This window comes from Streptomyces sp. NPDC111606 (assembly GCF_055656945.1).
Genome location: NZ_JBVKBY010000001.1, coordinates 846,533 through 871,578, shown reverse-complemented (window position 1 = coordinate 871,578; position 25,046 = coordinate 846,533). Strand labels below are relative to the sequence as shown.

The window sequence follows — 25,046 nt, the reverse complement described above, 5'->3', positions numbered from 1 at the left end:
GACCTCGCCCCTCAGACCCCATCGCCCTCAGCCGCCGCGCTCAGATACGGCATCAGCTGTTCGGCCAGCTTCTCGCGGGAGTCCGCTTCGAGGCCTGCGACGCCCGTGAGGTAGATGGCGTTGAGGAGCTGGTCCGTGGCCAGTTCGCCGGTGCCGGCACGGGTCAGGAAGTCGGTGATCAGGGTCTGTGCCTGTGCGTCGGGTTCGCCGAGGTGGGCGCGGACGATGTCGGTGAGCTGGGTGTGGTCGGGGCGGCGCAGCCGCAGGCGGACGCAGCGGCGGAGGAAGGCGGGCGGGAACTCGCGTTCGCCGTTGCTGGTCAGGACGACGAAGGGGAAGGCACGGCAGCGGACCCGGCCGCGCAGGACCGGCGCGGGCGTGTCCGTGCCGTCGGCCAGGACCTGGGCACTGCTGTCGGGGGAGTGGCGGGCCGCGCGTACCAGTTCGGGGATCTCGTACTGGCCCTCCTCCAGGATGTTCAGCAGGTCGTTCGGCAGGTCGAGGTCGCTCTTGTCGATCTCGTCGACGAGGAGGGCGCGGGGGCGGTCGTAGGGGAGGAGGGCCGTGCCGAGCGGACCCAGCCGCAGGTGGTCCTCGACGCCGTCGGGGGCCGGGCCGTGGCCGCCGTCCCGCCGCGCCGCGTACAGGCGGGACAGCGGATCGTACTGGTAGAGCCCGTCGGCGAGGGTGCTGCGGCTGGTGATGTTCCAGCGCAGGACGGGGCCGAGGCGCAGCTCGCGGGCGACGGCGTAGGCGAGGGACGACTTGCCCGTGCCGGGCGGGCCGGTGACCAGCAGCGGGCGGCGCAGACACAGCGCGGCGTTGACCAGCTGGATGCTCTCCGGTGTCGGCACGTACGTCCGTGCCCGGTGTGCGCGGTCCGGCGAGACGGCCGACTCGTCGTCGGTGTCGGCGGGTGGCGGCAGCGCGGGGCCGCCGTCGAAGGCCCGCCAGGGCGGCGGGACGGGCAGCTCGGCGATGCCGTCGTGCGGCTCGTTGGTGCCGGTGTAGACGGACCAGTGCGGCATGGTGCGCTCTCTCCGGGGGCGGGGTGCGGGGTGGGTCAGGCGACGGGTGACCGGGTGTGTACGGCCGTGGCGTGCGGGTCGGTGAAGCGGCGTGGGTCGTCCCACAGAAGCTGGATGTCACGCGCCCAGTGGTCGTCCTCCGCGTCGGCCCGCTGACGCAGACTCAGGACGCGGCGCGGGAGCTGGGCGGGCGGCACCCGGGAGACGAGTCCGTCGAGGGCGTCCAGGAACGCCGTACCGGGGCAGTCGGCGCTGCCCGCGCAGTCCGCCTCCTGAGGGTCGCAGCCCCGCCGCGTCCACACGATCACCGGCGCCGGCGCGGTCACCGACGTCTCGAAGTGCGGGCGGGTGCGGGCCGCGCGGGGCGTCGCGCCGAAGCCCGCCAGACAGATCTCGGACTGCAGCAGGGCCAGCCGGAGCTTCCTGGGGTCCTCGGCGCCGCCGCAGGACACGCGGTGCACGCTGGCGCCCGCGCGGGAGTCCAGGCGTTGCCAGGCGCTGGTGAGGACGTGCCGGGTGCTGGTTCTGCGCCGGGCGTGGTCGGTGACGACCACCGGGTGGACGCAGCCCAGCGGGGTGTCGTCGTCGGGACCCTTCTCCCAGCGGTCGACCGGCCAGTCCAGCCAGTCGCGGGGCAGCGCGAAGGCGATCAACTCGTCGGCGCCGGGTGTCAGATGACAGAACGCGTCCTCGATACGGTCCTGGACACATGCCCGCAGCCGGGCCTTCGGGACGGTCTCCGCGGGGACCGGGTGGCGGCGCCCCGCGCTGTACGCCGACACCTCGACCCGCACCAGGTCGTCACCGGCGCCGCTGTGGCCGAGCTCGACCAGGATGGCGCCGGTCTCGGCCCGCGGCGGGGCGGTGAGCAGGGCGTCGAGCCGGTCCGCGAACCGCGTCACGGTGGCCGGGTCGTCCACCTCGCACAGCGCGAACCATGCCGCCGCCCACAGCGACCCGAACCCCTCGGCCGGCGGCAACGGATCGAACGGCCCGGCCGCGCCGGCGTACAGCCGCACGGGATCGCAGTCGAGACCGGCACGGGCGGCCTTCTCGACGAGGGCGCGCAGCCGGGGGCCGTCGGGATGGCCGGCGACCGCGGCGGGCGCTCCGGGCGGGCGCGCGGGACCGGGGGCGGGCGTCCAGCGGGAGTGCACCGGAGGTGGAGCGGGCGGCCCGGGCACGTCATGGGCGTGTCCGGTGCCCGGTAACGGCGCGCCCCGGACGTACCCCGGCCCCGGCGTCCCCCACGGGCGTGCGGATCCCGGCACCGGTACGAGCGCGCTCAGGTCGGGCCAGTAGCGGGCCAGGACATGTGTGGGCATCATCCGGCCGGTGCGCACGTCGTGCGGGCGGGCCGCTGCTGTGACCATGCCGATGACCTCACCGGTGTCGACCAGGGCGACCGCGGCGCCGCTGAAGCCGACGGCGAGCGGCTGGCCGTGGCCGCTCCAGGCCTCCAGCTGGATCCACTCCCCGCTGATCAGCCATTCGGTCACGCCGCGGAACTCGGCGATCGAGCCGTCGTTGTCGTGCCCGGCCGGGAACCCGTAGGCGACGAGCTTGCGGTCGCCGAGCGCGACGTCGGCGGGCGCGAGCGGGGCCGGCGTGATCGGCACCTCGCGGTCCAGCTCCAGAACCGCCAGATCGCCCAGTTCGCAGGCGCGGCCGTCCCAGCCGCCGTGCACGACGACCCGCGCGGCCACGGGAGCGTCCTCCGGATGCTGCGGGAAGGTCACCGTCACCGGGTCGAGGTCGCTGTTCTCGACGACATGCGCGCAGGTCAGCACCTTGTCGCGGGCCACCAGGAAGCCCGCGCCGGACACCCGGCCGCCGCACTCGATCCGGGCGTGCCACTCGGCACCCTTCAGGCCTGTCATGACGCCCCCGTCATCCCGCTGCTCGTCGTCGTTCGTCAAGCATGCCCATTGTTCTGGACGGCAGTTGGGGTTGTCCCGGTTTCCCACCCCTCCCTGCGACACCGCCTACCTTTCGACGACTCCGCGGATCACCCCCAGCTCCACCAGATCCTGCGGTCGAATCCGAAGCTGATCCGCCGTCGCCTCCACCTCCTCCACCCCTCGCTTCAGAATCGCCGCAGCCAACTCCGGCGCGATCACCGAGAAGTAACTGTCGGGCGTCGCCCAGGTGTTGCCCGGTGCCGCCAGTGCCAGCGCGCCGCCCGAGCCGCCCTCGCCGATGAGCAGCGTGGTGATCGGGACGCGGGCGCCGGCCACCGCGGCGAACAGGTCCGCGATCGCCGCGCCGACCCCCTGCCGCTCCGCCTCCGCGTCGTTGGCGGCGCCCGGCGTGTCCACCAGGGTGAGTACCGGGATGCCGAGCCGGTCCGCGAGGCGGATCAGGCGGGTGGCGGTGCGGTAGCCGGCGGGGCGGGTGGCGGTGCCGGTCTGGGCGGCGTAGGCGACCGTACGGCCGTCGTGGGTGCCGAAGCCGCAGCGGATGCCCGCGTGGTCGGTGCCGCCGCAGCGATCGCCGCTGATCGTGACGCGGGCGGTGAAGCAGGCGTCCAAATAGGCCTCGGCGTGCGGGCGTTGCGGGGCACGGGCCCGCCGGACCGCCTCCCAGCCGGTGGCCGGCAGATCGGGCGTGCCCAGAGCGGGGGGTACCGGCGCCTCCTGCGCGGGCGGTCCCGCCAGCAGCCGCAGCCACCGCCCCAGCTCCGCCCGCAGCTCCTCCGGCCGGACCACCGCGTCCACCGCGCCCGCCGCCAGCTGCGCCTGCGCCGTGTACGCCGCCGGATCGGCGTCGGGCGGGCGGACCCGGGAGCCCGCGAAGCCGACCTGGGCGCCGGACAGGGCGAGGGTCACGTCCGCGCCCGCGCCGAGGGTGGCCCAGCCGCCGCCGGTCGTCGGGTCCCGCAGGACCGCGATCTGCGCCAGGCCCGCCTCCCGGGTGAGCGTCGACTGCCGTGCCACGCGCTGGAGTTGGGTCAGCGCCAACATGCCCTCCTGCATCCGGCTGCCACCCGTGGCGACCAGCGGGACGACCGGGAGGCGGTGGGCGCGGGCATGGGTGTACGCGGCCTTCAGGCGGTCCCCGGTGCGCCGGCCGAGTGAGCCGCCCAGGAAGCCGAACTCGAAGGCCAGCAGCACGACCCGGGTGCCCGCCACGCTCGCCGTGCCGCAGACGACCGACTCCTCCTCGCCGGTGCGCTCGCCGGCACGCGCGCGTGAGGCGTCGTAACCCTGCCAGCCGAGCGGGCCGTCCGGCCCGGAGTCCCTTGCCGGGTAAGGGAGTTCGGTGAAGGTCGAGTCGTCGGCGACCAGCGCGATCGTCTCGCGTGCCGACGGGCGCCGCTCAGTCATGGGCCAGGGCCCGCTTCATGATCTTCCCCATGTCGTTGCGGGGGAGGGCGTCGAGGTAGTGGACCCGGCGCGGCCGTTTGTGCGGGGCCAGGCGGGCGGCGACATGGTCCGCCAGCTCATCGGCTCCCGGCGGCGATTGGGGATCCGCCGGGACGATCCACGCCACGATCCGCTCGCCCAGGTCGGCGTCCGGTTCGCCGGTGACGGCCGCCTCCCGCACGCCCGGGTGCTCGAGGAGCGCGTTCTCGATCTCGCCCGCCCCGATCTTGTAACCCCCGCTCTTGATCAGGTCGGTGGCCTTGCGGCCGACGATCCGGACGTACCCGTCGGGGTCGCGCACCGCCATGTCGCCGGTGCGGAACCAGCCGTCCTCGGTGAACGCGGCCGCCGTCGCGTCGGGCCGGTTGAGGTACTCGGTGAACAGGTTCGGGCCGCGCACCTGGATCTCGCCCACGGTCTCGGCGTCGTACGACGTGATCGGCGTCCCGTCCTCCTCCACCAGCCGCAGCTCCACGCCCGGCAGCGGCACGCCCACCGCACCGGGCCGTGGCTCGCCGTCCGCGCGGACGCTGGTGTTCATCAGCGTCTCCGTCATGCCGTACCGCTCGATGACCCGCTGTCCGGTCGCGGCCGTGATCCGCTCGTGGTCGTGCACGGGGAGCGCGGCGGAGCCCGAGACCAGCAGGCGGGCCTTGCCGAGTGCCTGCGCCAGCCCCGGGTCCCCGGGGAGCACCTGGGCGATGCGGTGGTACATCGTCGGCACGCCGAACAGCATGGTCGCGCCGTCGTTCAGCTCGCGTGCGACGCCGTCCGTGTCGAACCGGCCCAGGTGGCGCACGGATCCGCCGCGGCGCAGCGGGCCCAGGATGCCGAGGACCAGGCCGTGCACATGGAACAGGGGCAGGCCGTGCACGAGGGTGTCGTCGGCGGTCCACTGCCAGGCGTCGGCGAGCGCGTCCAGGGTGGCGGTGATCGCCCGGCGGGGGATGACCGCGCCCTTGGGCGGGCCGGTGGTGCCGGAGGTGTAGACGACGAGGGCCGGGTCGCTCTCGTCGGCCTGCTCGGCCGGGCGGGGGGCGGCGGCCCGTACGTCCACGTCCACCCGCGCCAACTCACCGACAGGTGAGGGCAGTTCATCGCCGGGCGCGGCGAGTACGAGACTCGGCGTGCTGTCGGACAGGATGTGCCCCAGCTCCTTCTCGCCCGACTTCGGGTTGAGCGGTACGGCGGCGATTCCGGCCTCCAGCGCCGCCACCACGGCGACGGCGGTCTCCAGGGTCGGCGTCGCCCACACGGCGACCCGTGCCTCGCCCGCGATCCGGCCCGCGAGGGCACCGGTCGCGGCGGAGAGCTCCGCGTACGTCAGGGCCCGGTCACCGAACCGCAGGGCGACTCGCCCCGCCGGACCGGCCGTCAGGGCCGGGAAGAGAGAGGACACGCGTCGTACTCCTTAGCTGTCTCTGCCTGTTGTCGCCTGGTCGCCCGTCGTGTCGTGCACGTAGGTCTACGACCTACCCCCAGCCCGGCACGACCAGCACCAGCCACACCACCGCGGGCACCGCCGCCACCACGATCCCTCCGTACACCATCAGCTGCCGGAAGAAACGCTCACGGTCGACGTCCGGTGCCGCGGCGAGGACCAGTGCGCCGTTCGTCGAGAACGGGCTCACGTCCACGACGGTCGCCGACACCGCGAGTGCCGCCACCATGCCGACCGCCCCGATCTCGCCCTGCGCCAGGAACGGCACGGCGAGCGGGATGAGCGCGCCCATGATGCCGACGGACGAGGCGAACGCCGACACGAGCGCGCCGATGTAGCAGAGCAGGACGGCGGCCAGCAGCGGTACGCCGATGCCGCTGACGCCCTCGCCCGCCCAGGTGATGGTGCCCATCTCGTCCAGCACGCCGACGTAGGTCAGCACACCGCAGATCAGTAGCACCGTGGGCCAGGCGATCTCGCCGACCGCCGTACGGCTGTCCGCCGGCCAGGCCGTGCTCAGGACTACGGCGAGGGTGATCGCGGTCAGGCCGGCGTCCAGGTCGAAGGCGAGGACGGCGACGACGAGGGCGACCAGGGAGAGGAGGGTGGCGGTACGGGCGGGGGTGAGGTGGGCGGCGGTGGGCGCCTCGGGGCGGACGGCGACGGCGGTGGCGGTACCGGTGGCCGTCGTACCGGCGGGTGAGGTTCCGCCACCGGTGGCGGAACCCGGCGGGTTCTTCGCCGGGTCCGCCTGCACGGCACGCCCGCCGCCGGCGGTTCCGTCCTCCTCCGTCACCGTCACCGTCACCGTCACCGTCACCGTCACCGCCCCCTGCGCCCACAGCTTCAGCCCGCCGAAGAGGACGAACACGACCGCCGCGATGACGAGATTGACGACCAGCGACGCCAGGAACAGCGCGATCTCGTTGCCCGGCAGCTTCTCGCGTTCGACGATGCCGTTGACGATCGAGCCGTAGATGCTGATCGGCGAGAAGCCGCCGGCCTGGGCGCCGTGCACGACCATCGCGCCCATCAGCAGCGGGCTGATCCCGTAGCGGGCGGCGAAGCTCAGGGCGATCGGCGCGACGATCGCGACCGCGGCCGGGCTCACGGCACCGATGGCGGTGAGCGCGCCGGTGAGGGCGAACATCACCCAGGGGATGAGCGCCACCCGGCCCCGGACGAGCCGGATCGAGGCGTGCACCAGCCAGTCGGTGGTGCCGTTGGCGCGGGCGATCGCGAAGAGGTACGTGACGCCGACGAGGACGACGAAGAGGTCCCCGGGGAAGCCGGCGAAGATGCCGTCCGCGTCGAGGTCGGCAACGAGGGTGCCGACGGCGAAGGCGGCGGCGAAGGCGAGCGCGCCCATGTTGATCGAGCGGGTGGTGGCGATGACGAACACCACGGCGAGGACGAGGATCGAGATGAGTTCGGGGGACATGCGGGCTCCCGTCTTTGGGTCCCGAGCGAAGGAAAGCGAAGGAAAGTGAGGGAATGAGTGGACGAGTGGCTGAGCCAATCGAGGCGCCTGGCTGGTTAGCGTGGGTGTGCTCGGCGGGCGCGTCAAGGGGTCGCGCGCAAATTGGCTGAGCCACTCTTCCACTCGGGGTCCCGGTGTTACGCTCCCGACGAGAGGGGGAGCCTGTGACCGACGCCCTGCGCCCCATGGCCAAACAGCGCCTGTACGAGCAGGTGCTCGACCGGCTTCGGCAGTACGTCACCGAGGGCGGCCTGCGTGCCGGTGACCGTCTGCCGCCCGAACGGGACCTGGCACAGCGGCTGGGTGTCAGCCGGGCCTCGGTTAAGCAGGCCATCGTGGTCCTGGAGGTCCAGGGCCTGGTGGAGGCGCGGCACGGCGGCGGCACGTACCTGGTCCGCGACAGCCTCGACGTGGAGCCGGTCGAGAAGCTGGTCGAGCGCCGCAGGCGCCTCCCCGACGTACTGGAGGCCCGCGAGGCGCTGGAGACGAAACTCGCCGAACTCGCCGCGGAGCGCCGTACGGACGACGACCTCGCGGCGATGCGGGCGGCCCTCGCGCACATGGCCGGGGAGATCGAGGGCGACGGTCACGGCGTGGAGGGCGACCGCCTCTTCCACGCCGCGGTCACCGCCGCCGCCCACAGCAGCATCCTCGCCGAGTTCATGCGCTCCATCGCCGACCAGATCGCCGAGAGCCGCACGGAGTCGCTCCGCCAGCCGCACCGCCCCGCCCGCTCCCTCGCCCAGCACCAGGCCATCCTGGACGCGATCGCCGACCGGCGGCCCGGTCGGGCGGCAGCGGCGATGCGCCGCCATGTCCGCACGGTGGCGAAGGTGCGGTTGCTGGACTGGCAGCCGGAGGAAGAGGACCGGTAGAGAGCGTCGGTCAGGCCTCCGCCTCCACCACGTCCGCCACCACACAACTCACGTTGTCCGGGCCGCCCGCCTCGTTCGCCGCGTCGATCAGGGCGTGTACGGCGGTGTCGGGGGGCCGGGGCGGTGGTGAGCAGATGGCGGATACGGGCGTCGGGGACGACCGTGGACAGGCCGTCGGAGCAGAGGAGATAGCGGTCGCCGGGCTCGGCGTCCCGGAGGCGCAGGTCCGGGGGAGTGGCCGGGGAGAGGGTCTTCAGCAGCAGGGAGCGCTGGGGGTGGGTCGTGGCCTCCTCCGGTGTCAGCCGGCCCTCGTCGATCAGCGACTGGACCAGCGTGTGGTCCTCGGTGACGCGGAACAGGGCACCGTCGCGCAGGAGGTAGGCGCGGCAGTCTCCGATGTGGACCAGGGCGAGGCGGGATCCCGTCCACAGCAGTGCCGTCAGAGTCGTACCGGCGTCATCGGCACCGTCCACCGCGTCCCGGACCGCCTCAGTGGCACCCCGCACCGCCTCCTCCAGCAGGTTCAGGACGTCGCCCGCCGGGAGTTCGGCCGTGTCCAGGAAGCGCAGCGCCTCCACCGCCGCGCTGCTCGCGGGGACGCCCGCGGGGCCGAAGCCGTCGGCCACCGCGAGCAGCCGGGTGCCGGCGTAGGCGGTGTCCTGGTTGGCGGGGCGGGTCCGGCCCCGGTCGGAGTGGGCGGCGTAGCGGAGTTCCAGCATGGTGGTGTCCTTCCTCGGTGCTGCGACGAGTTGGTCGACGAGGAACGCGGCGAGATCCCGCCGTACGGCCGTCTCCACCTCGACCTGCGCCCAGTAGGCACGGATCGCGTGGGCGGCGTCGGCCGGCGGCAGCGCGCACACCTGACGGATCCGGGCCAGCGGCATGCCCAGCCGTCGCAGCCACGCCACCAGGCGGGCACGCTCCAGCTGGTCGACGGCGTAGTACCGGTACCCGGTGTCCGGGTCGACCCGGCGGGGCTCGAGCAGCTCCAGCTCGTCGTACAGCCGCAGTGCCTTCGGCGACAGCCGGCACGCCTTCGAGAAGGCCCCGATCGTCAGCATGTTCTCGCGCATCCCGATCCCTCCGGTTCCTCGGCACCGATGCTGTGGCTTCACCGAAGGTGAAGGTCAAGCGGCCCGCCACGGTTCCGGGAGCGCTGCCCGGGAAGCGCTTGTTAGCCTGCGGATCGCACAGCCGTGCTACCTGCCGTGCTGCCTGCCGTCCTGTCTGCGTCCGACCTGGAGGAACCCACTGTGGCCCGCATCGCCCTCGTCACCTGCCGTCCCGGCCCCGAGGTCGCCGTCGACCGCGACCTTCCGGTGCTGGTGCGGGCGCTGCGGGAGGCCGGGGCCGAGGCGGAGACCGTGTACTGGGACGACGAGCAGGTCGACTGGGGCGGGTACGACCTCGCCGTGATCCGCTCCACCTGGGACTACAGCTGGCGCGCGGCCGAGTTCCTGGCCTGGGCGGAGCGCTGCGGCAAGGCCACCCGGCTGGCGAACCCGGCCGAGGTGGTCCGCTGGAACGCCGACAAGCGCTACCTCGGCGACCTCGCCGAGGCCGGGGTGCCCGTGGTGCCCACCCGCTACTTCGCCACCGGCGACACCCCCGACCTCCCCCTCGACCACGAGTACGTCATCAAGCCCACCTCCGGCGCCGGAGCCCGCTTCGCCGCCCGGTACACACCCGACGGGCACGACACGGCCGTACGGCACCTCGCGCGCATGCACGCCGAGGGGCTCACGGCGATGGTGCAGCCGTATGTGCAGGGCATCGACGTCAGCGGGGAGCGGGCCCTGCAGTTCTACGGTGGCCGCCTGCTGCACGCCAGCCGCAAGGGTGCCGTCCTTACCCCCGGCACGCCGTACGACGAGCACAAGGTCGCCCACCCCGGCCTCGAACCCTGGACCCCCACCCCGGCCGAACTCACCGTCGCCGAACGCGCCCTGGCCGCCGTACCGCACACCGCCGAGCTGCTGTACGCGCGCGTGGACCTCGTCGACGGTGAGGACGGGCCGGGCGGGCAGCCGCGGGTGATGGAGCTGGAGCTCGTCGAGCCGAATCTGTTTCTGTCGCTGCATGCGGGGTCGGTGCCGGGGGTTGTGGAGGCGATCCTCGCGGCGGCCGTCGGCTAGCCGCGAACCGCCACCCGCTGCAACAACCCCCACGTGAACTCCGCAACCACCTCCCGCCGCACGCCCTCCCCGTCCGGCGCGGCGAACGCCAGACCCCAGCGTGTCGGGGCCGTTCCCTCCAGGGGCCGGGCGGGGGCGAAGGCGCGGGCTGCCTCGTCGACCGTGCAGGACCAGGGGGTGAGGTCGGCGAGGGTGTGCAGGGGCGGGGCCGCGGAAGCCGGGGCGCGGACGAGCCATTCGTTCCAGACCGCGCCGTTGGGGGCGAGCAGCACCTCGAAGCGGAGGTCGGGCCAGAGCGGGACCGGCCACAGCCAGGCCTCGCAGTCCAGGTCGCCGACCTTGCGGGTGATGACCGACTCGGGTGCGCCCAGCACGGAGCGGTAGCGGGAGGCGGCCCCGCGTGCTCGCGGGGAGCGGACCATCGCCTGCCAGCGCTTGTTGGCCTCGCGCATGTCGGCGATCGAGACGCCCAGTTCGTGGCGGGCGCCGTCCACCAGGTCCGGGTTGTGGTCGGCCATGCGGCGCAGCAGCACCAGCTGGAAGTCGAGCGGGGTGAAGGGGCTAGCGGGGTGCTTTCCGGAGGGCATGCGATCCATCGTCGCCCACGGGGCGGCGGCCGTCGGGGAGAAAAAGGACCGAATTGACGTACCGGGGGCCGCGGAACGGCAGCACCCTGCGCAGCAGTCCGTGGCTGACGACATGGGCGGCCTCGGCCTGGTGGGCCTCCAGCGGGAAGGTGGACAGGGGGATCCAGTCGCGGCCCGGCAGGACCCAGCCGTCGTAGCCGAGCAGGGAGAGATACGTCAGCACCGGGGCGATCGGCTGGATGCGGGACTCCAGCTCGATGAACAGGGCGGGCCGGTCGCGCGCGAGGAGGCCGGTCGCGCCGCGCAGCACAGCGAGCTCGCTGCCGTCCACGTCGACCTTGACGAAACCGACGTCCTTGAGGCCGAGTTCGTCGAGGGTGACGCAGCTGACCGGAAGTGCCGTGGCGTGGATGTTCCGGCGGACCAGGGAGGACACCCCCCGGTCGCCCGCGTCGTGCGGCGGCAGCCAGAGCCGGGCCGCGCCGGGGCGCTCGGCCGCCGCGGCCTGCACGACCCGGACGTTGGGCGGGGCGGTCGCGGCGAGGAGCCGCGCGAGGTGCGGGACCGGTTCCACGGTCACCACCCGGCGGGCCCTTCTCGACAGCCGCCGCGTCCACGGGCCGTACCATCCGCCGACGTCCACGGCCGTCCCGCACCCTGCGGGGCACAGCTCCGCCAGCCGGGCCAGCTCGGGCTCGAAGCGCGGGTACACGGCCCGGGCGACGGCGGCGACCAGGCGGGTGGGCAGCAGGGGGGCGATGCTCGCGGCCAGGGTCATGGGGCCATCCGTTTGAGTAGTTCCTCGTGTTCGTCGTCGGAGACCTGCTCCCCCGAGGCCGGCAGCAGCTGGGGGATGCCGTCCACGATCGGGTAACGGCGGTGCAGGCGCGGGTTGTAGAGCGCCTCGGCCGCCTCCTCCTCCGCCGCACCCGGCCCGTCCGGCACGACGAGGTGCAACGGCCCCTTGTCGAGCGGACACGCCAGGATCTGGAGCAACGGGTCGTCGGGCTTCATGGTGGGGTCAACTCCTTGGCGCCGATGGGGGGTTGGGGAGACGGTGCGGCCGGTGGATCGTGCCTCGGCATCGACAGCAGTACGACGACGGCGAGCGCCGTACCCGCGACCCGCAGCGCCAGCCGCAGCGGTTCCTCGGGCAGCGCCTCGCCGAACGACAGCGTGCCGAGTACGGCCGTGTACAGGCAGGTCACCGTCGTGCACACCGGCACGATCAGCGAGGCCCGGCAGCGTTGCAGCGCCGCCTGCGACATGACCAGCCCGAACGCGCCGGTGAACAGCAGGAGGTACGGGTACGGCGAGCGCAGCAGGTCCAGCACGGCGCCGCCGATTCCGCTCGTCGTCAGGTAGCTCGACACCCCCTTGATGGCCAGCGAGCTGACCCCGTACAGCAGTCCCACCGCCACCCCGTACTCGACGCCGGTCGTCGGCAGCCGGTGCCGGTGCCGGGCCCTGCGCTCGGCGGAGTTGTACAGCCACACGCCCGCCGCCAGCGAGGGCACGCACACCAGCAGGATCAGCGGATACGGGGCGGCCCGGCCGACGGCTTCGCCGCCGCCCGGTCCCTCCCGCAGGGACAGCACGACCATCAGCAGCGCGGCGAGGATCGCACCGAGGGCGTACCGCTCCCGCCCGCTGGTCTCCTCGCCCAGCAGCCGTGCCGAGAGCAGCACGAGGAGCACGAGACCGGAGACGAAGATGCCCTGCGCGGCGGCGATGGGCAGCGTGCGGTAGACGACGAGCTGCGCGCCGAAACCGGCGGCGAGGGCGAGCGAGCCGCCGATCCACAGCGGGCTGCCGAGCACCAGCCGCAGCAGCCGGGCGGGTTGCCGGATGCTCACCTGCGGAAGTGAGGTGAGCGCCCGTTTCTCCAGGACGAAACCGAGGCTGTACAGGGTGTTCGCCATCAGGGCCGCGGCCACTCCCCACCACATGGTGTACGCCCCCCTAGGTCCGTCGTGCGTGCAGCAGCAGGATCGACGCGAGCGGCGGTCTGGCGCAGGCCAGCCGGTCCAGGGGGCGCAGCGGGCGCGGTACGCCGTGGAAGGGGGCGCCCGCGAGGCGTACGACCTCGAAGCCGGACGCGGCCACGAACTCCCGCAGCGCGCGGGCGGTGTAGAGCCGCAGATGCCCCACGACCTCCCGCCCCGGCCGGCCGTGGATGCCCCGCAGACTGACCTCGGAGAACACCGGCTGCACCCCGGCCAGCAGCAGGGCGCGGTTGTACCAGGCGGCCAGGTTCGGGGTGGAGAGCATCAGGTGGCCGCCGGGGCGCAGCACGCGGTGGATCTCGTCCAGGGCGGCGTCGGGGTCGACGAGGTGCTCGATCACCTCGCTGAACAGCACGGCGTCGGCGGAGCCGGTGCGGAACGGCAGCCCGCCGTCGGTGAGTTCACCGCGGACGGCGTACGGGATCCGGGTGCGGGCCCGGCGCAGGGCGTCCTGGGACCAGTCGATGCCCACGATGCGGTGGCCGGGGAGGTAGGGGGCGGCGGTGGCCGCGGCGGTGCCGTCGCCGCAGCCGATGTCGAGGATCGTGCGGGTACGGCCGGCTGCCCCCGCCTCCGCTTCCGGCCCGGACGCCAGGGCCTCGGCGAGCATGCGGGCCTGGCGGCGGCTGCGGGGGGTGCCGGAGGCGACGGGGACGTCGGGGTTCTCGTAGAAGTCACGCAGTTCGGGGGGTTTCACGGGGGAGGTCGTCACGCGGTCACCTCCGTGCGGTGCAGGTAGTGCTCGAAGAGGTCCCGCAGGTGGGCGCCGTCGCCGTGGCTGAGCAGGGCGCGCGACCAGCGCAGGGCCAGGTGGAGACGGCCCGCGGTGGAGGCGGTGGTGACGGTCAGGCCGCGGGGCATCCGGGCGGGCGCCGAGAACCACACGGCGTGCGCGCGGCCGGCCTCCTCGCCGAAGTCCAGGGGGTACGGGATACGGCCGATGTTGCTGAGCAGCGTGGTCGAGGTCCAGGGCGCGGCGGCTCTGCGCAGGCCGCGGGTGAGGGCGGCGCGGACGCCGACCGGCGCCCAGGGCGCGGTGAGGAGGGAGGCGCCGTGGCCGAGTTGGGGGCGGGGCAGGGACTTGAGGGCCCGGGTGCGGGTGGCCGTGCGGTGCAGCAGGGCGGGCATGTCGTCCGGGCCGTGTGCGTCCAACTCCACCGTGCTGAAGGGGACTTCCACGAGCCGGGTGCCGTTCCCAATGGGCATGGTGGTGTCACGGGGGCGGTCGTCCACGGGCATGGTGATGCGCAGGGGGCGGGGGCCGGCGCCGTGCTCGCGGTTCCAGTGGGCGAGGGTCAGCGCGGTGGTGACCATCAGCTGGTCGTTGACCGTGTAGGGCGAGCCCTTGGGCCGGTGGGGGAGCGGGAGTTCGGTGACGAGCATGCCGTTGCCGGGCGAGGGCTCGGGGGTGCCGGGGGCCACTCGGGCGGGAGGTGACCAGTTGGAGGGCGTCTCCTCGGTGAGGGGCTGGGTCTCGGTCGTTCGGGTGGGCGGGGCTGCGGGGGAGTTGTCCCTGCCTCCGTACAGCTCCGCGGCGGTGGCGACGACCCGGAGGCAGGCGGGGCCGTCCAACGCCGTGTGGTTGATGGTCAGGAACAGCACGGTCCCGTGCGACCCGCCCTGCCCGCCGGCCGCCATGCCGCTCGGTGCGGCACGGGTGGGCGCACCTGCCGCGCGTACGTCACCCACGGCATCCGTGGCCTCGCTCCCTTCGACCGGCCCCGGCCCCTCCACCACCTCCAGCCGGATCGGCGGCGACAGCGACAGCGGCGGCGCCTGGGTCAGGGCCCGCGTCCGTGCGTCCCGCAGCGCATCCCGTCCAGGCGCCGGGAAGGTCACCACCTCCACGTCCGGTTCCGCCGTCAGCTCCCACTCGTAGCGGCGCCGGTACCACTGCCCCGGCGCCTCCCGCATGAGGATCCGCGGATGCCGGCGCAGCGCCTCCCCGAACGCCGTACGCAGTCGCCCCGCGTCCAGCGGCCCCGGCAGGTGGACCTCGATGTGCACCGTCTCCGGCTCCTCCTCCTGGAGGCAGTGCCGGGCGACCTCGTCCACGACGGGGAACGGGACACGTACCGGCGGCCGCAGCGGACCTTCGGCGCGTGCGGGCTGCTGCAGTGCGGTCATGTGGCGTCGCCCTTCCCGGTCTTCCCGGCCTCGTCCGACTCCGGCGGGCTCTCGGGGCCGGTCGCCCGGAGGCGCGGTCTGCGGGGCGCGATCCGCGCGGTCGGCTGATCCGGAACCGGCGCGCCGGGACCGCGCGCGGAGACGGTCGGCCCCGAGTCGGTACGGGGATCCGTCGGGCCCGGAGGCTCGGTTCCCAGGGGACTGCGGCCCCGCTCGCGCTGCGGCAAGGGGTGCGTCGGCCGCTCCGGGGAGGCCGAGCCGGAAGCACCGCCACCTCCCGCAACCGGCGGCAGCACAGCCGTGGAGCCGGGCAGGCCCGATCGATGGTCGGGGCCGCCCGCGGATCCGACCGCCCCCGCCGACTCCCGAACTCCCACCACACCGGCGAACAACCCGATCAGTGCCAGCAGTTGAGCCGCGGGTCCGAACGCGCCCTCCGCCGCGCCCACCGGCTCCCCGGCGCCGACCGCCGCCGCGACCCCCGCCCCCGCAAGCGCCACGAGCGCGATCGGCACCAGCAGCGCATGCCTGCGCCACGCCACCAGCGCCAGGGCCGGTACCAGCAGGGCGAACCAGCCGGCGATGAGTACGCCCACCACCGTCACGGCCACCGTGCCGAGCCACAGGCCGGGCAGCGGCGGGGCGGGCTGCGGCTCGTCGGGGTTCGGTGCGCGGCGGCGCCACAGGGCCAGCCCGGCCAGCAGCGCGATCGCGACCGCGCTGCCGATCAGCCCGCCCTCGTACATCACCGCCGGCTCGTACGACAGCTCGACCGTGCCGCCGGCGCCCGCCGGGATCCGCCAGCCCTGCTGCCAGCCGTCCAGCCGCACCGGCGTCAGTTCCTTGCCGTTCAGCGTGGCGTGCCAGCCGTCGTTGAAGTTCTCGTACGTCGTGAGGTAGCTCGCCGCGCCCGACCCGACGGTCACCGCGCGCCGGTCGCCGAGCCAGTCCCGGATGCCCAGCTGACGCCCGGCGGTCGAGGCCTCGGAGACCGTGCCGCGCGTGAGCGTCACCGCGGTCAGCGCGAGCGGCCCCGCGTCCCCGCCCTCCACACGGTGTTCACCCGCCGGCAGCCGCAGCTCGGTGTCGTCACGCCCCTGCTGACAGAGCGTCACATCGACCTGCCGGCGCTCCATCAGGTCCCGTACCGTTCCGCGCACACTCGTCCGGTACAGCTCCCCGTCCACGGCGACCACCGGCCCCTTCCCGCACGGCAGCGAGAACGGCCGGGACTCCCTCGGCTGCGGGGTCCGGTACTGGTCGAGGGCCGGGACGTAGGCCTCCGTCAGGCCCACCGGCAGCTGCAGGTCCTCGTCCACCATCGGGTTGTAGAGGGTGAGCGGGGCGGTCTCGGTGATGGTGATGTCCAGCCGGTCGGTCGTGATCGGTGGGAAGCGGACCCAGCCGTTCTCGTCGACCCCGGCGATCACCGCACCGTCCGGCGAGCTGATGTGCACCTCGGTCGGACGCGTGGCCAGACCGCCCGCCGGCGCCAGCACGATCTCCCCCACCGCCTGCTTTCCGGGCCAGCGGAGGTGGATCGTGGGCCGGTCGCCCGCGATCCACGCCGTGGTCAGGTCGCCGTCGGTGAGGTTGCGCGGCGACAGGCCCGCCCCCAGCCGGGCGGTGGAGTCGGCGGTGGCGACGATCCGGTTCCGCTGCTCCGGCGCCACCTCGTACAGCAGCCGGTCCAGCTCCTCGCCCGCCACCGGCACCGCACTCGCCCGCACTTCGTACGTCCCCGCCGTGGACGTCGTGAAGCGCCTGTGCAGACCGGCCTCCGTGCCCGTCGGCGAGAGGCCCGTGGGGTCGGCCGTGCGGGACAGGGAGACGATCTCGGCGGCGGCCCCCGGCTTCCCGGCGTCGGTGGGCAGCCGCAGCAGCCGGGTCACCTGTACGTCCGGCAGGTCGATCTCGGAGAAGCCCGCCCCGGTCAGTCCGGCCCGCCGGGAGACGGAGTCCGTGATCGTCAGCTTCATCCAACTCGTCTCACCCGCGGGCACCTTGACCGTCTGCGTCGTCCCGTCGGGCCGCAGGACCGAGCTCGCCGCCCCCTTCTCCGTCTCCACCCGCACCCGCGTCGCCGCCCCCCGCACACCCTCCTGCGGCAGCGGCCTGACCTTGACCGACGACGGCATGTCGTACGAGCCGCCCGCGAACGCGATCCGCAGCCACTCCCCGACCGGCGACCCCTCCGAGCCCTCGGTCCACGCGGTGTCCGGGTTGCCGTCGAAGGCGTTCACCGGGTCGAACTGCGGAAGATGGAAGAGCCAGCTGCCGTAGGACGAGGCCGTCACCGACCGTGCGCCGCGCAGCTCGGCCACCGTCTGGTGGCCGGGGCCGGTCGTCGGCAGGATCTGGTGCGGCTTCTCGCCCGCGTCCTGCGCGGCGTCGGGCGCGTTGCGCTCGTCGCGCGTGTACGTGTACGACGTGTTGGCGTTGACCAGCCCGAACCGGGTGTCCGCCCGCCGCAGCCCGTCGCCGATCACCTGTACCGGAGGCGAGCCGAGCCCGGGGTGGTTGTCGCCGGTCAACACGCTCGCCCTGCCCCGCAGTTCGGAGGCCAGCGGCAGCAGCGCCTCCGGACCGCCGGAGACGACGGCCGTGTCGGCCACCGGTTGCAGCCCGGCCTGGTGCGGACGCGGCACGTCGGCGCCGGCCGGCTTGTAGATCTCCACCGCGCGCTGTCGCGGATACAGCCCCTCCACCTGCAGCGGAGTGCCCGGGGCGATCGTCCCGCCGGTCGTGACCGGCCCGAGGCCCGTCACCCGCTCGTACCCGGACTGCTCCAGGGTCCGCTTCACCGTCGTCGTCGGCACATGGCCGATCTGGTCGGGGTCGAGGTCGTTGCGGACGACGACGTAGTGGATGCCGGCGCGGCTCAAGTAGTCGGCAAGGCCCGGCACTTGGCCGCCGCTGACCAGCGCCTGCTCCACCGCGTCCATCGCTCGCCGGTTGCCGGGGGTGCCGAAGGGGACGTAGTCCCGCTGCGCCCAGCGCGAGTCGGCCAGGACGTCCAGCGGCTGGTCGATGGTCGAGCCCCAGCTGTAGATGCCGTGCGCGGTGGCCGGCACGACGAGAGCGCGGGCGTCCGGGGAGTACTTCTCCAGCCAGTCGGCCGTGCCCTGCCAGTACTTGGGGATCTCCTTGAAGGACCCGGGGTTGAGGATGGAGCCGTTGAGGTACGGCCACATCAGCCCCGGCAGCACCAGCACGCCCGCGATCAGCGGCGCGAACCGCCGCCCCCGCACCGGCCGTGCCCCGCGCGCCTGGGCCGCCACGCCCGCCAGATGGGCGAGGCCCAGCACCAGCGCCAGGGCGAGCCCCGTCTGGAACTTGTAGATGTTGCGGAAGGGGACGAGCGCGCCGTCCAGCCAGTCCTGCACGACCCCGTGGAAGGGTGCCCCGAACGTCCCGCCGTACCCGGCGAGCAGGATCAGCGCGACCGTCACCACGGTCAGCACCAGCCAGCGCCGCTCCGGCATGTCCCGCCGGGCCAGTCCCGCAAGCCCCAGTCCGGCCGCGAGCGCCGAGCAGGCGATCACGACGACGGACGCGGCGACGGTCCAGCCGGCCGGCAGCCAGGCCTCACCGAAGTGCAGATAGGCGACCCAGTTGCCGCTGCCGCGCAGCGCCTCCGTCGCCGCCATCGTCTCGGTCGTGGTCTGCGAACTCTCCACGTAGGGAAGGAAGTTCTCGCCGTATGTGCCGAGCAGCAGGAGCGGGATCACCCACCAGGCGGTCGCCAGAATGACCCCCGGCACCCACCACGCGATCAGCTTCCGCTGCCGTGGCCCGGGCGGCCGGGAGAGCAGATAGAGCCCGACGGGAAGCAGCGAGGCCAGTGTGGAGGCGGCATTGACGCCCCCCATGAACGGGATGATCAGCGCCGACCGCAGCGCGGCGACCCGCGCGGCGTACCGCTCGTCGGTCAGCGGCAGCAGCACCCACGGCAGCAGGGCACCGGGCAGCGCGGCAGCGGACGTGGATCCGACGACGACGGTGAAGACGGGCCACAGCGCATACGCCACGGCCGCCACCAGCCGCGACGCCCCGCTCCCCACCCGCAGCCGCTCGGCCAGCCGCAGCGCACCCCAGAAGGCCACCGACACGATCAGCGACAGCCACAGCCGCTCCGCCAGCCACACCGGCAGCCGTACGACATCGGCCAGCCAGTAGAACGGCAGCATCGGCCACAGATAGCCCGAGTACTGATTCTGGATCCCGCCGAAACTGCCCTCGTCCTGCCACAGCTGCCCGAGATCGGCGAGGAACTGCCCCGGATCGACGGTCACACCCAGCTTGGTGTCGAAGGTCTGCCGCCCCGGCTGCACCGCCAGCAACAGCACGAACACCACGGCCCAGAACCCCAGCAGCCAGCGCCGTGAGCGCGGCCCCTCCGGCGGCCCCGAGGAGGGCGCGGAGGTGGGCACGGCTGCCGGGGGAGGAGCCTGGACCGTGGTCGTCGTCATGGTGGGCACCGCCTGAGGATGAGGAGGAGGTTCCAGGTGGCGAACTCGCGTATGCCGGGCGCCTTGACGACGGCCTCCGCGAGGAACGGCCAGTAGCGGGAGCGCGCCGAGACGACCTCTACGTCGTCACGGGCGCGGACCTGACGCAACGTGGCGCCGATGTGCACGGCGAAGAGGTTCTCGCCGAGGGTGTGCTTGGCGGCCCGCCCGGTACGGCGCCGGTAGCGGGCGCGGGCCCGCTCGGCACCGAAGTAGTGCCAGGGGGCCCACTCATGACCGCCCCACGGGGACAGCCAGTTCGTGAACGACACGTAGATCAGCCCACCGGGCCGGGTCACCCGGGCCAGCTCACTGAGGAACGTCTGCGGATCGGCCACATGCTCCAGCACATTGGAGGAGAAGGTGACGTCGGCGACGCCGTCGCGCAGGGGGAGCAAGTACCCGTCGGCGACGACGGCCCCTTCCGGGGGCTTCGCACCGAGTTCCGCCACGTCCGGCTCGAAGAGATAGGCGTACGCACCTCGCCGCCGGAACTCGTCGGTGAAATACCCGCCGCCACCACCGACGTCGACGACGGTACGGCCGGCAACGGGCCTGTCGTAGGCCTCGACTTGGTCGACGGCATCACGGGCGAGCAGCGAATAGCAGGCTTCCGGGTCGTCCTGTTCATGGAGGAACGCCCGGAAGAGAGCAAGGGACCGCCGAAAGGAGGGGTCCTTCGCAACTGGGGGTGGTGAAGCGCCCCGATAGGGGCGCGGGGCTGTGACATTTGCGGCTCCGCCGCGCGGGCGCGACCAGCCACGACGCACCGTCACCCGCGAGACGGCCTCACCGAACCGGCGTCTAGGCGTCACGACACCCCGCCCCGTCGCCCCGCCGCACGGCCTCCGAGGCAACCGCAAGGAACTGCCGCACAGTCCGGTCCCAGCGATACCGCGCCGCGCGATCCCGCGCAGCCTTGCCCATCAACTCCCGCCGATGCCCGGACAACGCGAGCGTGCACCAGGCAGCGGCGAAGGACGATTCCCCGGCGGCCAGCACCCCCGTCTCCCCGTCCACGACGGAATCCCGCAGCCCAGGCACATCGAAGGCAATGGTCGGCGTCTCCCGGGTCGCGGCCTCGGTGACGACGAGCCCCCACCCCTCCACGGCCGAGGGATGAAGCAGCAGCCACGCCGCACACAGCAGCCGGTGCTTCTCCGCCTCCGACACATGACCGACGAACTCGACGCCGGGCCCGGCAAGCTGCTCGAGAGAAGCCCGCTCCGGACCGTCCCCGACGATGACGAGCCGCCCCCCGGTCACGGGCCGCACCCGCTCCCACAACCGCAGCAGCAGATCGATCCGCTTGTACTCGACGAGCCGTCCGACGGCCACGAACAGCGGCTCCGGCGAGCGGTCATCCAGGGGGCCGGGCTCCTCCACCCCGTTGTGCACGACACGGATACGTTCCCGGTCGACGCCGATCCCGCGGAGCGCCTGCGCGGTCGACGGAGACACGGCAACCATCAGACTCCGCTGCTGCGCACCGGTCAGCGCCCAGTGCTCCAGTCTTCGCCCGAGGCGCGCGGCAGGCGCCAGCGCCCCGCCGAACCGCATCTTCCACAGATCGGTGTGGACATGGTTGACCAGGCACAACGTCGGCCCGCGATGCCAGAGGGGGGCGAAGTACGGCATCCCGTTGCAGACCTCGACCAGCAGATCGCAGTCACCGACCTGACGGGCGAAGGCGGACCGGGCACGCAGGTAGTGGCCGTAGGAACCGCCGGCGGACACGACCCGGTAGTCGCGGTAGGCCGCGGGGCCCCCGCACAGGAGGGTGACCTGGTGGCCGAGGTGGGTCAGGCCGTCGGCGAGGCGGTCGACCAGCAGCTCGGAGCCGCCGGCGGATCGGTTGCCCAGGTCGCGGTGGGCGAGAAAAACGATTCGGCGCGGCTGTGGGGGAAGCGCCGGAGGGTGCTGCTGCGACGCCCAGGGGAGAGTGGCGCGATGGGGGTCCCCCCGCTCGAGCGAATTCGAGAACGGGGGAGGGGAGGGCACGTGCTGGGGCATGCGTGCTCCAACTCGTCTCAGGGTGCGGAACTCAGCGTGGGGGAGGGAGGGTTTGGGTTCCTGTGGGGAGTATCAAAGGTCCTGGACTGCTTACGGTCGTTGTGCGTGGGGTGTGGACAGGCTGTGTCCGGGTGGGGTTGGACAGTTTTCGCCCAGCAGTTCCCCACGGCTACTCACCGACGTGACAATTTCCGGCTTTATTAGAGCTGACGTCACGTCACATTGTGAGCGACGGCTGGGGCATCTCGACCGTACCGGTGGATTCAGGGCGCTTCCGTCCCCGTATCACCAAAACGCCACCTACCACCACAAGCGCGAATCCCGCCCCAGCAGTCCCGATCGGCAGCGTCTCGCCCACCGTGCGCAGCAGACCGCTGTCCCGCTTCGCCTGCCGTACGGCCTCCTTCTGCGTGGCCGTGGTGAACGCGATCTTCTCGCTGTCCAGCAGCACCGCCGCGTCCTTCTCGCCGCCGGGCGCCCGCAGGGTGCGGCGCGGGCCGGTCTGCGCGTAGATCACACGGCCGGTGGCCTGATCCACGACCAGCCTGAACCCGTGGTTGGAGTACCACTCCTCGGCCAGCACCTGCGGCCGGTCCGGCTCGTCGACGAGGGTGCCGGGGACGAGCCGGGTGCCGACCTTGCGGGGCGCGACCGTCCCGGTGAACCGGTATCCCGTGTAGCCCTGGATCTTCTCGGTGCCGTCGTAGCGCAGGGTGATGGTGGTCCCGCCGGTGTTGTCCCACCACTGGTAGGAGCGTTTCTCCACGTCGAACGGGAACTTCAGATACGCCTCGCCCTCGATGTACGGCGTCTCCTCGCAGCAGTGCACCGGCTTCGTCGTGGTGCGGTCCATCACCCAGCGGTGCGGGGTGAAGTCCAGTGCGTCGTGCGGGTCGTCGGCCGGCAGTGACTTGTCGGTGTCGACGGTGGTGATGACGTCCCAGACGGCGTTGCCGCTGCGCTCACTTTCCGCCACATTGCCGCGTACGCGCTGGGTGACGGTGATGTTCTGGTCCGGCACGGTCTCGACCTTGTCGGTGTCGAAGACGCTGCCGGTGCCTTTGTAGACGGCGGTGGTGTCGATGTCGATGGGGTTCACGGCGGCACGAGGGGCCACGTACCAGGCGAGCATGGGCGCCAGTACCAGCAAAAACGTGCCGAGGCCCAGCAGGATCAACGAGAGAGGTGAGGCTGTACGGCGCATCCGGCACTCCTGTGGGGTTGACGCGGGGTCGATGCCTGGCCGTTCTTGGGCCGGGAACCGTAGGGGTTCCCATCACGAAGTGTCAATGTCTTGACGGGATGTCCCGGCTTGTCGAGACTGAAGCCGACAGGCAGGGGTCGGGTACAGGCTGGCACCACCGGGGTGGGGACGACCTCCGGATGCAGAGAGGCTGACCCTGCTATGTCCAGACTGCTCGCCGCCGCACTGACCGTCGCGCTCGCCGCCGTACTCGCGGTGGGTGCCGCGCTCGGCGTCGTCGCCCTGCTGGAAGCGACACCTGACCAGCCGAACACGCCCTTGATCACGTACGAGCAAGCGGGCCAGGGGAGTTGACCGTGGCCGCGATCCGCACCCCGGCAGCCACGGCATCCTCTGCCGCCCCGGCTGCCCCCGACACCCCGGCGGCCCCCACCCGCTCGGCCTGGCGTGACGTACCCCGCTTCCAGGTCCGCCGGTTCGCGGAGCTGGTCATGGCGGACGCCCCGGCCCTCGCCGAGCAGATCCTGCGCGAGATCCAGCGCGAGTACCCCCAACTGCCCGTCGTTCTCGACGAGTCGGGCGAGCCGATGGCCCTGGTCGGCATCCGCCGCGCGATAGAGGTTTTCGTCGAGCACCTGGAGAAGTCGGAGGGCCGCCCGACCGTACCGCCGGGCGTCTTCCAGGACTTCGGCCGCGGCGAGGGCTACAACGGCCGCTCCCTGGACTCGCTCCAGGCGATCTACCGGTTGGGCGTACGGCTGGCCTGGCGCCGTTTCGCCGAGATCGGCCAGATCGTCGACATTCCGCCGCCCGCGATGTACGAGCTGGTGGACGCGGGCTACGAGTACCTGGACGGCCTGGTCGACCAGTCGGTGCGCGGCTACGCCGAGGCGGCGGCACGGCAGGCTGGCGAGCGGCTGCGTCTGCAACGCCGCCTGATGGAATTGCTGCTGGCCGAACACCACCGGGGCGATCCGGCGGACGCCCTGACGGAGCGGGCGGCCCGGATCGGCTGGCCGCTGCCCGAGAAGGTCGCCGTGGGCGTGTTGCTGCGCCCGGCACGGGAGGCGGTGGCGCCGGCCGTGGGGCAGGGGGTGCTGCTCGACATGGAGTACGAGCAGCCGCGCATGGTCGTCCCCGAGCCGGACGCCGGCGGCCGCCCCGAACTGCTGCACCGGGCCCTGACCGGCTGGGCGGGCGCGATCGGCCCCCCGGTGCCCCTCGCCGACGCGGCGAAGTCGCTGCGCTGGGCCGAGGCGGCCGTACGCCTGATGGAACGGGGGCTGCTGCCGGCCGGCGACGTCCTGTACTGCACCGAGCACACGGAAGCTCTCGTGCTGTTGCAGCCCGAGGAGTTGATCGACGACCTCGCGGTGCGGTGCCTGGCACCGCTGCAGCACTGCGGGCCCACGCACGGGCGGCGGCTGGCGGAGACGCTACTGGCGTGGCTGGAGACCAGGGGCGGGGCGCCGGAGGTGGCGGCCCGTCTGGGGGTCCACCCCCAGACGGTTCGGTACCGCCTCCGTCAGATCCGGGAGCTGTGGGGCGACGAGATGGACGACCCGGATCGACGGTTCGAGCTGGAGTTGGTGCTGCGGGCCCAGCGGTTGAGGGGGGCGCTGGGGGAGGCGCCGAGGTAGCAGGTGCGGGGTGCTCGGTACCTGCTGTCAGGTGGTCTGGCGGGCGGGCTCCGTGCGGCGGGAGGGGGTGCGGGCGGCCGCGGCGCGCAGGCGTCGGCCTCGGCGCGTGAGCCCCCAGGGCTTGAGGATCGAGATCACCGTCATGAAGACGTACGCCGACAGCGACACGATCGGCCCGAACAGCACGTCCCCGGCGTCGGGCAGCGGCCCGCCGGCGGCGACGGCCTCGACGGCGGAGGTCACGCCGGGGCGCAGGGCGAAGACGGTGGCGACGGTCGTGCCGAGGGTCACCCAGAACTTGACGTAGACCCAGTGGTGCCGCGCCAGCCCCCACTGCGTGCCCAGCGACAGCACGAGCCCGCTGAGCAGGGTGAGAAAGGCGACCGGCAGCAGGAGCCAGTCCGCGAACAGCTTCATGGCCCGCACGGACGCCTCCACGGTCACCGCGGACCCGGTGGTGGCCGCGGTGATCCCGAGCGCGAGCAGCCCGAACGTGAGCCCGAGCCAGCCGGCGGAGGCGATGACATGGACGACGAGGGCGGCCCGGCGGGCGGGCCGGCTCAGTTTCCTGGACGACGTGGAGGACATGGACACCACCGTGCCGGGCCACGCCGTCGAGGACGTCTGACGGCGG

The 25,046-nt window shown here is 73.1% G+C and carries 20 protein-coding genes and 1 pseudogene; 4 read left to right on the top strand and 17 right to left on the bottom strand.

The genetic code is table 11. From position 1 onward, the window contains the following. Positions 1–11: 11 nt before the first annotated feature. From ACZ7M7_RS04040 to ACZ7M7_RS04020, 5 genes are all read right to left on the bottom strand, one after another. Positions 12–1,028, bottom strand: coding sequence for an AAA family ATPase (locus tag ACZ7M7_RS04040; protein ID WP_472112558.1), 1,017 nt, complete (start codon positions 1,026–1,028; stop codon positions 12–14). A 35-nt stretch (positions 1,029–1,063) separates the two neighbouring features. Then, positions 1,064–2,947, bottom strand: a complete 1,884-nt coding sequence (locus tag ACZ7M7_RS04035) for a VMAP-C domain-containing protein (protein ID WP_472112555.1) — start codon at positions 2,945–2,947, stop codon at positions 1,064–1,066. Between the two features lie 66 nt (positions 2,948–3,013). Further along, entirely contained in the window at positions 3,014–4,354 is a 1,341-nt protein-coding gene (locus ACZ7M7_RS04030) for a carboxyl transferase domain-containing protein (RefSeq protein ID WP_472112553.1), read from the bottom strand. After that, a complete protein-coding gene (locus ACZ7M7_RS04025; protein WP_472112550.1) occupies positions 4,347–5,792 on the bottom strand; it encodes an acyl-CoA synthetase in 1,446 nt (481 codons plus the stop codon). The genes ACZ7M7_RS04030 and ACZ7M7_RS04025 overlap by 8 nt, the downstream gene beginning before the upstream one ends. A gap of 73 nt (positions 5,793–5,865) precedes the next feature. Next, entirely contained in the window at positions 5,866–7,275 is a 1,410-nt protein-coding gene (locus ACZ7M7_RS04020; protein ID WP_472112546.1) for an SLC13 family permease, read from the bottom strand. A gap of 203 nt (positions 7,276–7,478) precedes the next feature. Between ACZ7M7_RS04020 and ACZ7M7_RS04015 the strand changes: the two genes are divergently transcribed. Beyond that, the gene (locus ACZ7M7_RS04015; protein WP_427841209.1) at positions 7,479–8,189 is read left to right on the top strand and encodes a FadR/GntR family transcriptional regulator; all 711 of its coding nucleotides are present in this window, start codon (positions 7,479–7,481) and stop codon (positions 8,187–8,189) included. Between the two features lie 10 nt (positions 8,190–8,199). Here the strand turns inward: ACZ7M7_RS04015 and ACZ7M7_RS04010 are convergent. Beyond that, positions 8,200–9,262: pseudogene (locus ACZ7M7_RS04010) on the bottom strand (MerR family transcriptional regulator). A 180-nt stretch (positions 9,263–9,442) separates the two neighbouring features. Between ACZ7M7_RS04010 and ACZ7M7_RS04005 the strand changes: the two are divergent. Further along, positions 9,443–10,324 carry an ATP-grasp domain-containing protein gene (locus ACZ7M7_RS04005; protein WP_472113910.1) on the top strand — a complete coding sequence of 294 codons (882 nt, stop codon included), beginning with the start codon at positions 9,443–9,445 and terminating at the stop codon, positions 10,322–10,324. Here the strand turns inward: ACZ7M7_RS04005 and ACZ7M7_RS04000 are convergent. The 10 genes from ACZ7M7_RS04000 to pgfA form a co-directional block, all read right to left on the bottom strand. Further along, positions 10,321–10,920, bottom strand: coding sequence for a hypothetical protein (locus ACZ7M7_RS04000; protein WP_383595589.1), 600 nt, complete (start codon positions 10,918–10,920; stop codon positions 10,321–10,323). The two genes, ACZ7M7_RS04005 and ACZ7M7_RS04000, sit on opposite strands and share 4 nt — an antisense overlap. After that, positions 10,886–11,689, bottom strand: coding sequence for an FkbM family methyltransferase (locus ACZ7M7_RS03995; RefSeq protein WP_383624423.1), 804 nt, complete (start codon positions 11,687–11,689; stop codon positions 10,886–10,888). The genes ACZ7M7_RS04000 and ACZ7M7_RS03995 overlap by 35 nt, the downstream gene beginning before the upstream one ends. Then, positions 11,686–11,925, bottom strand: a complete 240-nt coding sequence (locus ACZ7M7_RS03990; RefSeq protein WP_472112543.1) for a Trm112 family protein — start codon at positions 11,923–11,925, stop codon at positions 11,686–11,688. The genes ACZ7M7_RS03995 and ACZ7M7_RS03990 overlap by 4 nt, the downstream gene beginning before the upstream one ends. Continuing rightward, on the bottom strand, positions 11,922–12,848 hold the full coding sequence (locus ACZ7M7_RS03985) for a hypothetical protein (protein WP_383597581.1): 927 nt from the start codon (positions 12,846–12,848) through the stop codon (positions 11,922–11,924). The genes ACZ7M7_RS03990 and ACZ7M7_RS03985 overlap by 4 nt, the downstream gene beginning before the upstream one ends. A gap of 25 nt (positions 12,849–12,873) precedes the next feature. After that, complete coding sequence (locus ACZ7M7_RS03980) at positions 12,874–13,629, bottom strand: class I SAM-dependent methyltransferase (protein WP_383595598.1); 756 nt, start codon at positions 13,627–13,629, stop codon at positions 12,874–12,876. Further along, entirely contained in the window at positions 13,626–15,044 is a 1,419-nt protein-coding gene (locus ACZ7M7_RS03975; protein ID WP_472112540.1) for a condensation protein, read from the bottom strand. The genes ACZ7M7_RS03980 and ACZ7M7_RS03975 overlap by 4 nt, the downstream gene beginning before the upstream one ends. After that, positions 15,041–19,516, bottom strand: a complete 4,476-nt coding sequence (locus ACZ7M7_RS03970; RefSeq protein WP_472112537.1) for an alpha-(1->3)-arabinofuranosyltransferase domain-containing protein — start codon at positions 19,514–19,516, stop codon at positions 15,041–15,043. The genes ACZ7M7_RS03975 and ACZ7M7_RS03970 overlap by 4 nt, the downstream gene beginning before the upstream one ends. Next, a complete protein-coding gene (locus ACZ7M7_RS03965; RefSeq protein ID WP_383597584.1) occupies positions 19,513–20,331 on the bottom strand; it encodes a class I SAM-dependent methyltransferase in 819 nt (272 codons plus the stop codon). Before ACZ7M7_RS03965 ends, ACZ7M7_RS03970 begins: the two co-directional genes overlap by 4 nt. 28 nt (positions 20,332–20,359) lie before the next feature. Then, on the bottom strand, positions 20,360–21,568 hold the full coding sequence (locus ACZ7M7_RS03960) for a glycosyltransferase family 4 protein (RefSeq protein WP_451166995.1): 1,209 nt from the start codon (positions 21,566–21,568) through the stop codon (positions 20,360–20,362). 217 nt (positions 21,569–21,785) lie between these two features. Next, positions 21,786–22,772, bottom strand: a complete 987-nt coding sequence (gene pgfA / locus ACZ7M7_RS03955) for a cell envelope lipid trafficking protein PgfA (RefSeq protein WP_472112533.1) — start codon at positions 22,770–22,772, stop codon at positions 21,786–21,788. A 201-nt stretch (positions 22,773–22,973) separates the two neighbouring features. On the opposite strand from pgfA, the gene ACZ7M7_RS03950 reads away from it, so the two are divergent. Both ACZ7M7_RS03950 and ACZ7M7_RS03945 read left to right on the top strand, forming a co-directional pair. Further along, complete coding sequence (locus tag ACZ7M7_RS03950) at positions 22,974–23,126, top strand: hypothetical protein (RefSeq protein ID WP_167348315.1); 153 nt, start codon at positions 22,974–22,976, stop codon at positions 23,124–23,126. A gap of 11 nt (positions 23,127–23,137) precedes the next feature. Next, positions 23,138–24,412, top strand: a complete 1,275-nt coding sequence (locus ACZ7M7_RS03945) for a PucR-like N-terminal domain-containing protein (protein WP_472113903.1) — start codon at positions 23,138–23,140, stop codon at positions 24,410–24,412. 27 nt (positions 24,413–24,439) lie between these two features. On the opposite strand, the gene ACZ7M7_RS03940 is transcribed toward ACZ7M7_RS03945, so the two are convergent. Beyond that, complete coding sequence (locus ACZ7M7_RS03940; protein ID WP_472112529.1) at positions 24,440–25,000, bottom strand: DUF2269 family protein; 561 nt, start codon at positions 24,998–25,000, stop codon at positions 24,440–24,442. Between the last annotated feature and the right edge of the window lie 46 nt (positions 25,001–25,046).